Raw genomic sequence first — 15,198 nt, 5'->3', positions numbered from 1 at the left:
CTGGGTGAGCGTCACGCGCGGGGCAGGATGACGCTCACCTCGGTGCCCTTCCCCGGCGCGCTGACGATCTTCCACGCCACCCCTTGCCGTTCGCAGATCTCGCGCACGATCGACAGCCCCAGCCCCGAGCCATCGCCCCTGGCGAGGCTGGCCCGGGTGCGGTAGAAGCGCTGGGTCACCAGCGGCAACTCCTCCTCGGGGATACCGACGCCGTTGTCGATCACCGCCAACCGCACCCCCTCCGGCAACGCTTCGGCGTCGAGACGCACCCAGCCCCCGGCGGGGGTGGCGCGCAGGGCATTGTCGATCAGATTGGACAACAGCCGGTCGATCAGCCCCAGATCGGCCTCGACCCGGGGCAGTGAGGGCTCGCAGGCTACCGTCAGTGCGATGCCGGCCTCGCGGGCCTGATGCTGGAACTTGCCGACGATATCGTGGGCCAGCTCGGCCAGCGAGAACGGCTCGCACTGCAGTGGCCGGTCGTCGGCATCCAGCCGCGCCAGGGTCGAGAGCTGCTGCGCGAGACGGGTCAAGCGGTCGGCATTGTCGAGAATTGCCATCAGCATGCGCCGGCGGCCCTCGTCGGCGGTCTCCGCGGCCAGCAGCTGTTCGGCATAGCCGCGCAGCGAAGTCAGCGGCGTGCGGAAGTCATGCGAGAGGTTGGCAACCAGCTCGCGGCGCTGGCGATCGGTCTCGCGCATGGCCTGGAGCTGTGCCTCGATGGTCCCGGCCATGTCGTTGAAGGCCCTGGCCAGGCGGCCCAGCTCGTCGTCGCGGGGCGTGGCGATGCGCTGCCCGTAGTCGCCGTTGGCGAATCGCTGTACCGCCGTGGTCAGGCGCGAGAAGCGTCGGGTCAGCAGCGCGAACCACACCAGGCCGAAGACCCCGGACACCAGTAGCGCCATCAACCCGGCCGCGACCAGGGTGCGAGTGATGGAGCTGGTGCGCAGCATGGAGAACATCGATGCCTGGCCGGCATTGGCGAGATCGACGTAAAGAAAGCCCTGGCGGCGCGCTTGACCATGCTGGATGGGCGCGACGGAGAAGATGCCCGGTTCGCTACCGCAGGGCGCCGTCGCCAGCACGGGCAGCATCGGCTCTTCACTCAGCAGGGTTTCCAGCGCCCCAACCTCGATCCGCCGCCCCAGCCCGCAGGCCGGCTCGGCGTAGTCGGCGATCACCCTGCCCTGCTCGTCGAGCACATACAGCGACAAGGAGGGGTTGATCGACAGAATATGGCGAGCCATGTCGCGCGCGGCGTCGCTCCCGGCACCTTGCCGCAAGGCCGGCTGCATGACCTGGGCGAGATTCTTGGCGAGATCGATCTCCATCCGCTGCTGCAGTTCCCGGGTGAGCTGGTTGAACTGGCTGATGGCGATCCAGGCGGTGGCCACCGACAGCAGCAACAGGCTGCTCAGGTAGACCAGCGCGATGCGCGCATAGAGGCTACGACCCAGCCGCCCGCAGCGGCGCAGCAGCCCCCTCATGGGCGCTCGGCGCCCGGCGCGGACGACGGCGAGCCCTGGCCCTCCGGTGTCTCGGCGAAGCGATAGCCCACCCCCCAGACGGTCTGGATGAAGCGCGGCCTGGCCGGGTCGACCTCGATCTTGTTGCGCAGACGATTGATATGGGTATTCACGGTGTGATCGTAGCCATCGAATTCCTCGCCCCAGACATGGTCGAGCAGCTCGCCGCGGCTGAAGCTGCGCCCGGGATGGCGCGCGAAGAGCGAAAGCAGCGCGAACTCCTTGCCGGTGAGCTGAAGCGGCTTGCCATCGAGCTGGACCCGGTGCCGGTCGGCATCGATGACCAGCGGGCCGCAGACCAGCGGCGGCGTGCTGGCGAGGCCGTCGTCGCTGGGCGCCTGGCGCTGGCCACGGCGCAGCAGGGCCTGGATCCGGGCCATCAGGATCGGCATGGCGAAGGGCTTGGTGACGTAATCGTCGGCACCGATCTCCAGCCCCACCACCACGTCGCGGATCGCCGCCTTGGCGGTCACCATCAGCACCGGCGTCAGGCTGTCGCGACGACGTAGCTGGCGGCACACTTCCAGGCCATCCACGCCGGGCAGCATCAGGTCCAGGGTCACCAGGTCATAGCGTACTCCCGCCGCCTCGGCACCAAGCAGTGCCAGCGCCGCCTCGCCGTCGCGAACCCAGTCACAGGCATACCCCGCCGCCGCCAGCGATTCGGTGAGCAGCCTGCCGATCTCGGCATTGTCCTCGACACAGAGGATTCGATAGCTCATCGCCAGACTCCCGCCCGTTGCCTGCGCCCACTCTAGAACGGCACTGGCTCTGCTACATCACGAAATCATCACGGAAAAAGATACCACGGCGTGATGGTTCCGTGATGAACCCATGGCAGTGCCTGACTAGTGTGACCCTTGCCGCTCCGGCATACCGCCGACGGCCAATCCGAACAACCAATCCGAACAAGAGGTGCAAGCCGATGAACCCGTTGAACCGTCCCAAGACCGCGCTGTTTGCCACCCTGCTCGCCACCGCGCTGCTGCTGCCGACCGTCGCCCTGGCCGACGAGCCCATGGAAAGCGACAGCATGGAGCACGAGGCCATGACCGGCGATGACATGGGCAGCGATGCCATGGAAGAGAAGGACGCGATGATGGAAGAAGACGCCATGGAAGAGAAAGGCGCAATGATGGAGGAAGACGATCACATGATGGAGGAGGAAGACGACGACATGATGTCGGACGACGATGCCATGTGAAGCTCGACTCGCGGTATCGGCCGGTGCTCGTCCATTCCTTCCCGCCACCGGCCGATTTTTCTCGATCTTCGCTCGCAGGAGGGTGCCGCGATGCGTATCTTCGACTCATTCACCGGTACGAACAGGGACCAGGCTGCCACGGTCATCCAGCGACATGGCGCCTTCACACGGCTCTGGCATTGGGTCAATGCCGCCTGTCTGTTGGTGTTGTTGATGAGTGGCCTGCAGATCTTCAACGCCCATCCCGCCCTGTATTGGGGCAAGGATTCCAGTTTCGCCAACCCGGCACTGTCGATTCGCGCCGCGACGGGTGACGACGGCGAGTGGCGCGGCATCACCCAGGTCGGCCCCTACCGTTTCGATACTACCGGGGTGCTGGGCGTTTCCGGCCCGGATGAGGCCCGAGAACGACGCGCTTTCCCGGCCTGGGCCACCCTGCCCGGCCCGCGCTGGCTGTCTGCGGGTCGTGGGTGGCATTTTCTCGCCGCCTGGGTCTTCGTTCCCATGCTGCTCGCCTACCTGGCGTATCTGGTCCTCAGCGGTCAGCTAAGGCGACGTTTGCTGCCGCGTCGGCAGGAATGGCGAACCCTCGGCCAGTCCTTCTACGACCACCTGCGGCTGCGCTTTCCGCGCGGCGAGCAAGCGCGCCATTACAACTTGCTGCAGAAGCTCGCCTACCTGCTGGTGCTGTTCGTCGTCATGCCATTGGTCGTGCTGACCGGGCTGACCATGTCACCGACCATGGATGCCGCCTGGCCCTGGCTGCTGGATCTCTTCGGCGGCCGCCAGAGCGCTCGAACGATCCACTTCCTGTGCGCCCTGGCCCTGGTGATTTTTTTCCTGATCCACATCGTGCTGGTGCTGGTCTCCGGCGTCGCCAACAACTTGCGCTCGATGATCACCGGGCGCTATCGCCTGCCCCCGGGCCTGCCCGCGAGCGAGGAGGTGCTTTCCGATGAACAGCAAAAATAGACCCACCGATCCTCGCCGTCGACGCTTTCTGACCCGCTCGCTGCTGGCCGCATCCGCCGTCCTGCTGACGGGCTGCGACCGGCTGTCGCGTAGCGACACCATGGGCCGGCTGTTCGATGCCAGCAGTGCCTTGACCCAGAAAGCCCAGCGCCTGCTGGCCTCGCGCGAATCCCTCGCCCGTGAATACTCGCCCGAGGACATTGCGCCGACCTTTCGCGCCAACGGCACGACCGACCCGCAGGACGCAACCTACCGACGCCTGGCGGCCGACGGCTTCCGCGACTGGCGCCTGACGGTCGATGGGCTGGTCGAGCGTCCGCAACGCTTTTCGCTCGATGAGCTGAGGAGCATGCCCTCGCGTACCCAGATCACCCGCCACGACTGCGTCGAGGGCTGGAGCTGCATCGGCCAATGGACCGGCGTGGTCCTCGGTGACCTGCTGGCCCAGGTCGGGGTGCGTGACGAGGCGCGCTTCGTGGTCTTCCACTGTGCCGACCGCTACCGCGGCGGGGATGCCTATTACGAAAGCCTGGACATGATCGAGGCCTATCACCCCCAGACGCTGATGGCCTACGGCCTGAACGGTGGCAATCTGCCCGTTGCCAACGGCGCCCCAATAAGACTGCGAGCGGAGCGCCAGCTCGGCTACAAGATGGCCAAGTACGTGATGCGCATCGAACTGGTGGAGAGTTTCGCTCACCTCGGCCGCGGTCGGGGCGGTTATTGGGAGGACCGCGGCTATGAATGGTGGGCAGGGATATGAGCCATTTGCGAAGCTTAGGGGAAATGCTGATTTATGTCGCGAGCGATGAGAGGTTGGCTGGCACCGGAAGCGGCCGCCACCGCGATGCCCTTGACCGCGGTCAGCGTCTCGGCCGTAACGGTGCCATCGAACGCTGCGACGGCCCCCCGGCTCGGTTTGCGCCCGCCGACTCGAAGACGGGAATGGCACGGTCTGCCTCGCGAGTCACTCTAGGCTATGTCCGAAATCTGGGAAACGCACTAAGCGGACTCTTGCCCTTGGCTTCAGGTCCGCTGGAAGCGAGTCACCCGGTAGGGGGCAAGATCCAGCGCCGGAGCCTCCCCCTTCACCAGGGCGCCGACGAGTTCCGCCGTGATCGCCGCCTGGGTCAGCCCCAGGTGCTGGTGGCCGAAGGCGAAGTGAATCGACGGATGGTCGGGGTGGGTGTCGATGACCGGCAGCGAATCGGGCAGCGTCGGGCGGAAGCCCATCCACTCCGTGGATGCCTCGAGGCCCGTCGCATCCGCCAGCAGGCGGCAGGCGTGTCGGCGCAGCGACGCATAGCGGCGCTTGTCGGGGGGCAGCGCGAGCCCGCCGAGCTCGGTGAAGCCGACCACGCGCAGGCCGCAACTCATCGGCGTCATCACGCAGCGGCGCTCGGCCGAGCCCACCGGCTGGCGCAACGCCTGGCCCCGCTCGGGCAGGGTCAGGTGGTAGCCACGCTCGGTCTCCAGCGGCACCTCGAGCCCCAGGCCCGCGGCCAGGTGATGGCTCCAGGCGCCGGCCGCCACCACGGCCTGGTCGAAGGCCAGGTTGCCCTGCGACGTCTGCAGCGCCACGCCCTGGGGGGTAGCCGCCAGGCCTTCGACCCGGGCTCGGCGAAACTCGCCGCCGCCGGCCTCGAAGGCCTGCGCCAGACGACGCACCAGAACGAGCGGGTCGCGCACCTGATGGCCACCGGGGAAGAAGAGCCCGTGGCTGAGCCGGTCCGACAGCCCTGGCTCGCGTGCGCGGATCTGCTCCGCCTCCAGCCACTCCACCTCGTGCCCCCAGCGCCGCATATGCTCCATGTGGCGCCTGGCCTCGGCGCGCCCCCGTTCGGACTCCCACACCAGCAGGTAGCCCGATGCCACCAGTTCCTCCTCGGCACCGATGGCGGCCAGGCAGCGCCGCCAGGCGGCCACCGCGGCCCCGTTGAGCGCCGCCAGCGCCTGGCGCCCCCTGGTCACCTGGGCGGGACGGGCCGCGGCGATGAAGCGCGCCAGCCAGGGCAGCAGCCGCGGCAGGTAGCGTAGCGGCATGGCCACGGCGCCGTGGGGGTCCAGCCACAGGCGCGGCGCCTGGCGCAGCATGGCGGGCGTCGACAGCGGGTCGATCAGCTCGGCGGCGATGAAGCCGGCGTTGCCGGAAGAGGTGCCTTCCCCCGGCCCCTGGGGATCGAGCACCGTCACCGACAGGCCGTGCTGCTGAAGGGCCAACGCGGTGGCCATGCCGACCACGCCGGCTCCCACCACGGCGACACGGCTGCCGCCGGCCTGGTCGTGGGTCGTCTGCATCGCCGGCACGCCCGCTACCGCGCCAGCCGCTCTAGCAGTGGCGCGACCGCCACCTCGCGCGGTTCGCCGTCGAAATCGTCCTGGATCAGCTCCGCCGCGCGCCGCTCGAGATAGCGGCCCGAGCCCTGGGCCTCGGCAATGCGCTCGAGCTCGGCCAGCGACTCGATCAGCTGCGGCGTCAGGCGGTCGAGCACCGGGCGCACCTCCTCGGCGAGATCGGGCGGGTCGGCAAAGGTCGAGCGTCCCTCTTGCAGCCATTGATGGTGCAGGCGCCGCTGAATCTGCTTGCTGGCTTCGAACTGCTTCTCGAAGAAGTCGCGGGCGAACGCCTCGTCGACACCGGCCGCTTCGGCCTCCTCCGCCACCTGGTCGAGAATCTGCGCCTCTCGCTCGGGCGCCTCGATGGGCGCACCGCTGTTCCACTTGGCCTGGGCCACCAGCGGCGCCACGTCGAGCCGTTCGTCGATCATGACCAGCATGCGGTCGATGGTCGCCTTGTCTTCGTCGGGGGGCTCCGGCGGCTGGGTCTGGCAGCCTGCCAGCAGCAGCAACAGGGCAAAGGCAATGACGAGGAAGCGTCCGGGATAAAGGAGAGGCACCTTACGCACCGACATGACGATACTCTCTTGGCTGTTGGGTAGTGGGCAGGGAGTGGTCGAGTTCCGAGCTAGAGTGTGGCAGGAAAAACCCGAGCTAGACCAGCCGCGTTTGCCTGGCCGCTCCGACTGGGTTCAACGCTCCCGCTGGGAGGCCTGCCACTCCTCGGCGGCCTCCTCGACGCCGGGCTCGTCGCCGCGGTTGCGCGCCCCCTGGCGATATGCCTCCTCCTCGCGCACGTCGTCGATCACCGCCATCAGCTCGTCCACGTCCACGGCGCCGGTCTCATGCTCGAAGCGGCCCGTCAACTGGCTCTCGGGATGCAGCTCACCGGCTTCATACAGCGCCCAGATCTCCTTGCCGTAGTCGGTGCCGAGCAGCTCCGGGGCGAAGCGGCCGAAATAGCGGCGCATGTTGTCGACGTCGCGCTCGAACATCCACTCGGCGCTGTTGTTGCCGGCGGCATCCACCGCCTGGGGCAGGTCGATGATCACCGGGCCGTCGGCGGCAAGCAGCACGTTGAACTCGGACAGGTCACCGTGGATCAGGCCCGCGCACAGCATCTTGACCACGTCGCGGAGGATCTTGTCATAGTGCTCACGGGCCTGCTCGGGGCTCAGGATCACGTCGTCCAGGCGCGGGGCTGTCAGGCCCTCGGCATCGCTGATCATCTCCATCAGCAGCACGCCGTCGATGAAGCCGTAGGGCTGCGGCACCCGCACGTCCGCTGCCGCCAGCCGGTAGAGGGCGTCGACCTCGGCGTTGAGCCAGGCCTGCTCCTGCTCCTTCTGGCCGTAGCGGGTCTTCTTGGCCATGGCCCGCGAGCGGCGGCTGTTACGTTCACGGCGCCCCTCCTGGTACTGCACCGCCTGCTTGAAGCTGCGCTGCTTGGCCTCCTTGAAGACCTTGGCGCAGCGGCGCTCGCCGTGGGAGATCACCACGAAAACCTGCGCCTCCTTGCCGCTCATCAGTTGGCTCTCGACTGCGTCGATCAAGCCGTCGTCGATCAGCGGCTGCAATCGTTTAGGTACCTTCACCTATCCTCCTACTGTTCTAAAGCGGCCATCAGCGGCTGACACGCCGGGCGCGGAACGAGCGCCCCTTGAGCTTGCCCGTGGCGAGCTGGTCGAGCGCCGACTTGGCGACCTCGCGCCGCACGGCCACGTAGGCGCTGCGTTCCAGCAGCTTGATCTTGCCCACCTGGGGCCCGTCGATGCCACCCTCGCCGGTCAGGGCGCCGAGGATGTCACCGGGGCGCACCTTCTGCTTCCGGCCGCCGTCGAGCTGCAGCGTGGTCATGTCCGGCAGGAAGGGCTCCCGCGCCAGCACGTCGCGCGGCGGCAGCGGCGCTTCCTCCAGCGGCTCGCCGAGGAACTCGACCAGCCGCTGGAGCCGGTAGGCTTCGCGCTCGGTGACCAGGGTACAGGCGATGCCGGAACCGCCGGCACGGCCGGTTCGCCCGACGCGATGCACGTGCACTTCGAGGTCGCGGGCAATCTGGTAGTTGAATACCGCATCCAGCGCTTCGATATCCAGCCCGCGCGCCGCCACGTCGGTGGCCACCAGGATGGAGACGCTGTGGTTGGCGAACAGCACCAGGATGCGCTCGCGGTCGCGCTGCTCCAGGTCGCCGTGCAGCGCCAGGGCACTGAACCCCGCGTCACACAGGGCGTCGGCCACCTCCTGGGTCTCGCGCCGGGTGTTGCAGAACACCACGCTGCTACGCGGCCGGTGCTGCAGCAGCAGCCCGCGCAGGGCCGCGAGGCGCTGCGGCTCGTCCGTCACCCGGTAGACACGCTGACGGATGGTGCTTTCGTCATGGCTTTCGGCCACCGCCACCTCGGCCGGGTTACGCATCAGCCCCTCGGCGATGCGTCGAATATCGTCGCTGTAGGTGGCGCTGAACAGCAGGGTCTGACGGCTGGCCGGCGTCGCGGCGACGATCGCCTCCATCGCAAGCTGGAAGCCCATGTCCAGCATGCGGTCGGCCTCGTCCAGCACCAGGGTCTCGAGACGCGCGAGGTCGAGCGAGCCCTTGCGCAGGTGCTCCTCCACCCGGCCCGGTGTGCCCACCACCACATGCGCGCCATGGGCCAGCGAGGCGAGCTGCGGACCCAGTGCCGCCCCGCCGCACAGGGTGAGCACCTTGACGTTGGGCAGCGTGCGCGCCAGCCGCCGGATCTCGCCGGCCACCTGGTCCGCCAGCTCGCGCGTGGGGCAGAGCACCAGCGCCTGCACGCCAAAGCGCGAGACGTCGAGCCGGTCGAGCAGCCCCAGGCCGAACGCCGCGGTCTTGCCCGAACCGGTCCTGGCCTGGGCGATCACGTCGCGCCCGGCCAGCACCAGGGGCAGGCTGGCGGCCTGTATCGGGGTCATGGCGCGATAGCCGAGCGAATCGAGGTTGGCCAACAGCGCTGGCGCCAGCGGCAGCGAGGCAAAGGCCCCGTGGTGAGAATCGGACACGGAATGGACCTGCGAGAAGAAGTGAACGGTGCCGGGCGGCAAGCAAACGAAGACGGGGTGCGACAAGCACGAGTCGAGGGAAAGCGGGCAGGATAGCAGAAGTGGCAGGCGATGTCGCGCCATCCCCAGCGCGGGGTCGGCGAGCGGTTACTGGGGCGGCAGCGAGTCGACCCGACACGGCGCATGGTGCCGTGTCGGGCCGTCATGACGTGCCAGGAGGCCTGGCCAGGTCCGGCTAGGTGGAGGTCGGTCCCGGTTCGGCCGCCGCCTGCCGCGGCTCGTCCATGCGCGCCTCCCAGCCGCCGGCCAGCGCCCGGTAGAGCCCCACCAGGGCGGAGGCGGCACGCACGCTGCTCTGGGCCAGGCCGTCCTCGGCCTCGAGCCGCGAGCGCTCGGCGTCGATCACCTCGAGGAAGTCGACCACGCCGACCTCGAAGCGCACCCGCGCCTGGCGCGCCGCCTCGGCGCTGGCGGTGGCGGCGGCCTCGAGATGCTCGCGTTCGCGCAGCGACTGGGCGTAGCGCGCCAGTGCCGTCTCGGCCTCCTCCAGCGCCTGCAGCACGGTCTGCTCGTAGCGCGCCAGGTTGGCCTCGGCGTCGGCATCGGCGGCGGCCATGCGCGCCCTGACCCGGCCGCTGTCGAGGAACGACCAGTCGACGCCCAGCGCCAGCAGCCGTGTTTCGCTGTCGCGGCCGAACAGGTCGCCGATGCCGGCGGCCTGGGTACCGAACAAGCCGTTCAGGGTGAAGCGCGGGTAGAGGTCGGCGGTGGCCACGCCGATGCTGGCGGTGGCGGCATGCAGGCGACGCTCGGCCGCGGCGATGTCGGGTCGGCGGCGCAAGAGCTCCCCGGGCAGCCCGACCGCCACGCGCTCGTGAAGCGCCGGCAGCGGTGCCGGGGCCTCCAGCCGGGCGATCAGGGCGCCGGGCTCGCGTCCGGTCAGCACCGCCAGGCGGTGGGTGATGGCGGCGATCTCGCCCTCCAGCGCCGGAATGCGCGCCAGCGTGCTCTCGAGCTGCGCCCGGGCGCGCACGCTGTCGAACTCGGTGCCGCGCCCCGCCTCCAGCCGCGCGTCGACCAGCGCCAGCGACTCGCGCTGGTTGTCGGCGTTGGCCCGCGCCACCCGCAGTTGCTCCTGCAGGCCGCGCAGGCGCACGTACTGGTCGACCAGCTCGCCGACCACCACCACCTGCATGGCGCGCACGTCGGCGGCCGAGGCTTGCGCTTCGGCCTCCCGGGCTTCCACGGCACGGCGTACGCGACCGAAGAAGTCGAGCTCCCACAGCGCGGCGACGCCGGCGTCATAACTCTCGAAGTCACGCTGCGAGCGCGTCATCTCGGGCATCTGGTCGGCGCTGGCGCGCTGATGGGCGGCGCCCGCCTCGGCGGTGACGCTCGGCGCCAGGTCGCGGCGCGACTGGCGCAGCAGCGCCAGGCTGCGATCGTGGCGCGCCAGGGCGATGCGCAGGTCGTGATTGGCGGCGAAGGCCTCCTCGACCAGCTCGCTCAACAGCGCATCGTCGAAGCTGCGCCAGAAGTCGCGCTCGGCGGCCTCCGTGGTCACCAGCCCCGGCTCGGCGCGCACCAGGGCGCCGGCCTCGGGCAGCGCCGGCGCGCGGTAGTCGGGCCCCACCGCGCAGGCGGCCAGCGCCAGGACAAGCGGCAACGGCAGCAGGGGTCGCATGGTTCTCTTGCGTGCGGCCAGTTCAGGCATGGTAAGCCCCCTCCACGGGCTGGGCGTCGCGAGGTTCGGCCTGCCCGCGCGTAACCAGCTTGCGCAGGGCGACGTAGAACACCGGGGTCAGGAACAGGCCGAACAGGGTCACGCCGAGCATGCCGGCGAAGACCGCCGTGCCCAGCGCCTGGCGCACCTCGGCGCCGGCCCCGCCCGCCAGCATCAGCGGCACCACCGCCGCGGTGAAGGTGATCGAGGTCATGATGATCGGCCGCAGGCGCAGGCGGCAGGCTTCCAGTGCAGACTCGACGATGCCGCGCCCCTGCATCTCCAGCTCGCGAGCGAATTCGACGATCAGGATGGCGTTCTTGCACGCCAGGCCGATCAGTACCACCAGCCCCACCTGCACGAAGATGTTGTTGTCGCCGCCGGTGAGCTTGACGCCGATCAGCGCCGAGAGCATGCACATCGGCACGATCAGGATCACCGCCAGCGGCAGCGTCCAGCTCTCGTAGAGCGCGGCCAGCGCCAGGAACACCAGCAGGATGGCGAGCGGGAACACCACCAGCGCCGCGCCGCCCTGGTTGACCTGCTGGAAGCTGAGGTCGGTCCATTCGAAGGACATGCCGGCGGGCAGCACCGCCGGGGCGAGCTGCTCGACCACTTCGATGGCCTGGCTCGACGACAGCACCCGCGGATCGGCCTCGCCCATCAGGTCGGCCGCCGGGTAGCCGTTGTAGCGGATCACCGGGTCGGGGCCGAAGGTCCGGTCGACCCGGATCATGCTGCCGATCGGCACCATCTCGCCGTAGGCGTTGCGAGTGCGCAGGCGGTTGATGTTCTCCACGTCCAGGCGGTAGTCGCCGTCGGCCTGGGCCATCACCTGCCAGGTGCGACCGAAGCGGTTGAAGTCGTTGACGTAGACCGAGCCGAGGTAGACCTGCAACGTCTCGAACAGGTCGGTCAACGCCACGCCCTGGCTCTTGGCCTTGACCCGATCGACGTGCAGGTCGAGCTGCGGCACGTTGGACTGATAGGAGGTGATCGGGAAGCCCATGCCCGGCGCCTCCATCAGCGCGCCGCTGAAGCCGTCCACGGCCTGCTGCAGCTCGCCGTAGCCCAGCCCGGCGCGGTCCTGGATGAACAGCGAGAAGCCCGAGCCGGAGCCGATGCCGAGGATCGCCGGCGGGGTGAAGGCGAAGCTGAACGCCTCCTGCATGGCACCGAACTTGCCGTTGAGCTCGCCGACGATCTCCTCGGCGCTGCGCGAGCGCGACTCGAACGGGTCGAGGCCGAAGAACACCGTGCCGGTGTTGGGCGTGTTGGTGAACTGCAGCGGGTTGAGCCCGGGGAAGGCCACCGCCGAACTCACCCCTTCGGTTTCCAGCGCCAGGTCGGTCATGCGCTGGATCACCGCCTCGGTACGGTCGAGCGAGGCCCCCTCGGGCAGCTTGGCGCCGCCGATCAGGTACATCTTGTCCTGGGTGGGAATGAAGCCCCCCGGCACCAGTTGGAACATCACCCCCGTGCCCGCCAGCAGCAGCGCATAGACGGCGAATACCGCACCGCGGCGGCGCAGGCTGCGCGCCACGCCGCGCTGGTAGCCCCGGGAGCTGGCGTTGAAGAAGCGGTTGAAGGGACGGAACAGCCAGCCGAACAGGAAATCGATCAGTCGCGACAGGCGATCCTTGGGCGCATCGTGGGGCTTGAGCAGCATCGCCGCCAGCGCCGGCGACAGCGTCAGGGAGTTGATCGCCGAGATCACCGTGGAGATGGCGATGGTCACCGCGAACTGGCGATAGAACTGGCCGGTGACGCCCTCGAGGAAGGCCATCGGCACGAATACCGCGCACAGCACCACCGAGATGGCGACGATCGGCCCGCTCACCTCGCGCATGGCCTGGTGTGCCGCCGCCAGCGGCGCGAGCCCCTCCTCGATGTTGCGCTCGACGTTCTCCACCACCACGATGGCGTCGTCGACCACGATGCCGATCGCCAGTACCAGGCCGAACAGGGTCAGGGTGTTGATCGAGAAGCCGAGCAGGTAGAGCACGGCGAAGGTGCCGACGATCGACACCGGCACCGCCAGCAGCGGGATCACCGAGGCGCGCCAGGTCTGCAGGAACAGCGTCACCACCAGCACCACCAGCAGCACCGCCTCGAGCAGGGTCTTGATCACCGACGTGATCGAGTCGCGCACGAACACCGTGGGGTCGTAGACAATCTCGTACTCCACCCCCTCCGGGAAACGCTGGGAGAGTTCCTCCATCTTGTCGCGCACCGCGTCTGAGAGCGCGATGGCGTTGGAACCGGGCGCCTGGAAGATACCGATGGCCACCGCCTGCTGGTTGTCGAGCAGCGCCCGCAGCGAATACTCGGCGGCACCGAGTTCGATGCGGGCCACGTCGGAGAGGTAGGTGATCTGCCCGTCGCTGCCGGCCTTGACCACGATCTCGCCGAACTCCTCCTCGGTGGTCAGGCGCCCCTGGGCGTTGATCGAGATGAGGAAGTCCGAGGTGGTCGGGGTCGGCGGCGCGCCGAGCTGGCCCGCCGAGACCTGCACGTTCTGCTCACGGATCGCGGCGATGATGTCGCCGGCGGTAAGCCCGCGGGCGGCGGCACGGTCGGGGTCGATCCACACCCGCATGGCGTAGTCGCCGGCGCCAAACAGCATCGCCTGGCCCACGCCGGGCAGCCGCGCCAGCTCGTCGCGCACGTGCAGCGCCGCGTAGTTGCGCAGGTAGGTGCTGTCGTAGCGCCCGTCGGGCGAGATCAGCTGCGGCACCATGGTCAGGTCGGGCGACTGCTTGTCGGTGGTCACGCCCTGGCGACGCACCGCCTCGGGCAGCCGCGCCAGCGCCTGGCTGACCCGGTTCTGCACCTGCACCTGGGCCTCGTCGGGGTCGGTGCCGGGGCGAAAGGTCAGCGTCATCGCCAGCACGCCGTCGGAACCGGCCACCGACTTCATGTACATCATGTCCTCGACCCCGGTGATGGCCTCCTCCAGCGGCGTGGCCACCGTCTCGGCGATCTCCCGGGGGTTGGCACCGGGATAGACCGCGCGCACCTGGACGGTCGGCGGCACCACGTCGGGATATTCGCTGACCGGCAGCAGCGGGATGGTGATCGCGCCGGCAATGAAGATCAGGATCGACAGCACCGCGGCGAAGATCGGCCGATCGACGAAGAACTTGGCGAAATTCATGACAGGGACTCCCGTCCGGGGCGGGTACGGGCCCGCCCCAGGAATAACGTTCAGGGGTTGTGGTGATGGCTGGAGTCGCGGGGCTCAGCGCATCGCGGCGTACTCGCCGGAGGCCGTGTCGGCCCCGCGCATGTCGACGCTCTCCGCCGCCACCGGCATGCCCGGGAAGAAGATCCGCTGGGCGCCGCTCACCACCACCTGGTCGGTCGGCTCGAGGCCCTCGGTCACCACCCGCAGCCCGTCGACCATGCGGCCGAGCTGCACGTCGCGACGCATGGCCCGCCCCTCGTCGTCGACCACGTAGACGTACTTGCGGTCCTGGTCGGTGAGCACCGCCTTGTCGTCGATCAGCAGGGTGTCCTCGGCGCTGCCCGCCAGCAGCTGGACGCGGGCGTACATGCCGGGGGCGAAGCGGCCCTCGCTGTTGTCGAGCACCGCTCGGGTCAGGATGGTGCCGGCCTCGGCATCGAGACGGTTGTCGACGAAGTCGACCTCGCCGCGATAGGGGTAGCCCTGGTCGTTGGCCAGCCCCACCCGTACCGGGATGCCGCCATCGCGAAAGCTGGCCTGGCTGCCGTTGCGCGCCATGGCGTCGTAGTGCAGGTAGGCCAGCTCGTCGCTGTGGAAGTGCACGTGGACGCGGTCCAGGGCGACGATGCGGGTCAGCGGCGTGGCATCCGAGACCAGGTTGCCCGGCGTGACCAGCGCCCGGCCGGCGCGCCCGCCGATGGGCGCACGCACCTCGGTAAACTCCATGTTGAGCCGGGCGGTCTCGGCGATGGCCTGGGCGGCGAGGATGTCGGCCTCGGCGGTGGCCGCCGCCGCGCGTCGCTGGTCCAGCTCCTCGCGGGAGATCGAGCGGCTCTGGGCCAGCGCCTCGGCCCGGGCGGCTTCGCTGCGCGCCAGCTCGGCGCGCGCCTGGGCCCGCCGCAGCTCGGCCTCGGCCCGTTCCAGCTCGGCGCGGTAGGGGCGCGGGTCGATGGTGAACAGCACGTCCCCCTTCTCCACCTCCTGGCCCTCGGCGTAGTGAATGCTGTCGATGTAACCCGACACGCGCGGGCGCAGGTCGACCGTTTCCACCGCCTCGATGCGGCCGGTGAAGTCATCCCACAGCTGCACGTCCTCGACCAGCACCTGGGCCACGCTGACCTGGGGCGGCGGCGGCCCCTGCTCGGCATTCTCCTGGGTGTCGGCCAGGCTATCGCATCCCGTCATCACGACGAGCCCGGCGACCATGGCGGTAACCATGAGCATTCGC

12 protein-coding genes are annotated in these 15,198 nt (G+C 69.1%); 3 read left to right on the top strand and 9 right to left on the bottom strand.

Features of this window, described 5'->3' with window-relative positions:
- Positions 1-11: 11 nt before the first annotated feature.
- Both DIS04_RS07055 and DIS04_RS07050 read right to left on the bottom strand, forming a co-directional pair.
- Entirely contained in the window at positions 12-1,487 is a 1,476-nt protein-coding gene (locus tag DIS04_RS07055) for a sensor histidine kinase (protein ID WP_111413071.1), read from the bottom strand.
- A complete protein-coding gene (locus tag DIS04_RS07050) occupies positions 1,484-2,248 on the bottom strand; it encodes a response regulator transcription factor (RefSeq protein ID WP_111413070.1) in 765 nt (254 codons plus the stop codon). Before DIS04_RS07050 ends, DIS04_RS07055 begins: the two co-directional genes overlap by 4 nt.
- Positions 2,249-2,451: 203 nt before the next feature.
- Here DIS04_RS07050 and DIS04_RS07045 point away from each other — a divergent pair, with 203 nt between their 5' ends.
- The 3 genes from DIS04_RS07045 (at position 2,452) to DIS04_RS07035 (ending at position 4,465) form a co-directional block, all read left to right on the top strand.
- Positions 2,452-2,730, top strand: coding sequence for a hypothetical protein (locus DIS04_RS07045; RefSeq protein ID WP_111413069.1), 279 nt, complete (start codon positions 2,452-2,454; stop codon positions 2,728-2,730).
- A 90-nt stretch (positions 2,731-2,820) separates the two neighbouring features.
- Positions 2,821-3,702 (top strand): cytochrome b/b6 domain-containing protein, encoded by an 882-nt coding sequence (locus DIS04_RS07040; protein ID WP_111413068.1) that lies wholly within the window; start codon positions 2,821-2,823, stop codon positions 3,700-3,702.
- Positions 3,686-4,465, top strand: coding sequence for a molybdopterin-binding protein (locus DIS04_RS07035; protein WP_111413067.1), 780 nt, complete (start codon positions 3,686-3,688; stop codon positions 4,463-4,465). Before DIS04_RS07040 ends, DIS04_RS07035 begins: the two co-directional genes overlap by 17 nt.
- 263 nt (positions 4,466-4,728) lie before the next feature.
- Here the strand turns inward: DIS04_RS07035 and DIS04_RS07030 are convergent, their stop codons facing one another.
- From DIS04_RS07030 to DIS04_RS07000, 7 genes are all read right to left on the bottom strand, one after another.
- Complete coding sequence (locus DIS04_RS07030) at positions 4,729-6,000, bottom strand: NAD(P)/FAD-dependent oxidoreductase (RefSeq protein WP_111413066.1); 1,272 nt, start codon at positions 5,998-6,000, stop codon at positions 4,729-4,731.
- A gap of 14 nt (positions 6,001-6,014) precedes the next feature.
- The gene (aroQ, locus tag DIS04_RS07025; protein WP_111413065.1) at positions 6,015-6,614 is read right to left on the bottom strand and encodes a gamma subclass chorismate mutase AroQ; all 600 of its coding nucleotides are present in this window, start codon (positions 6,612-6,614) and stop codon (positions 6,015-6,017) included.
- Between the two features lie 117 nt (positions 6,615-6,731).
- Positions 6,732-7,634: a PA4780 family RIO1-like protein kinase gene (locus tag DIS04_RS07020; RefSeq protein WP_111413064.1), complete on the bottom strand. Its 903-nt coding sequence runs from the start codon at positions 7,632-7,634 to the stop codon at positions 6,732-6,734.
- A 28-nt stretch (positions 7,635-7,662) separates the two neighbouring features.
- Positions 7,663-9,060 carry an ATP-dependent RNA helicase DbpA gene (dbpA, locus tag DIS04_RS07015; protein ID WP_111413310.1) on the bottom strand — a complete coding sequence of 466 codons (1,398 nt, stop codon included), beginning with the start codon at positions 9,058-9,060 and terminating at the stop codon, positions 7,663-7,665.
- 235 nt (positions 9,061-9,295) lie between these two features.
- Positions 9,296-10,744 (bottom strand): efflux transporter outer membrane subunit, encoded by a 1,449-nt coding sequence (locus DIS04_RS07010; RefSeq protein WP_111413309.1) that lies wholly within the window; start codon positions 10,742-10,744, stop codon positions 9,296-9,298.
- Between the two features lie 22 nt (positions 10,745-10,766).
- Positions 10,767-13,940, bottom strand: coding sequence for an efflux RND transporter permease subunit (locus DIS04_RS07005; RefSeq protein ID WP_111413063.1), 3,174 nt, complete (start codon positions 13,938-13,940; stop codon positions 10,767-10,769).
- Positions 13,941-14,024: 84 nt separating this feature from the next.
- The gene (locus DIS04_RS07000; protein ID WP_245904509.1) at positions 14,025-15,194 is read right to left on the bottom strand and encodes an efflux RND transporter periplasmic adaptor subunit; all 1,170 of its coding nucleotides are present in this window, start codon (positions 15,192-15,194) and stop codon (positions 14,025-14,027) included.
- Positions 15,195-15,198 lie beyond the last annotated feature (4 nt).

Source organism: Billgrantia lactosivorans (assembly GCF_003254665.1).
Classification (GTDB): domain Bacteria; phylum Pseudomonadota; class Gammaproteobacteria; order Pseudomonadales; family Halomonadaceae; genus Halomonas; species Halomonas lactosivorans.
The sequence above is the reverse complement of the archived record's forward strand: the minus strand, read 5'-3'. Positions and strand labels throughout refer to the sequence as shown.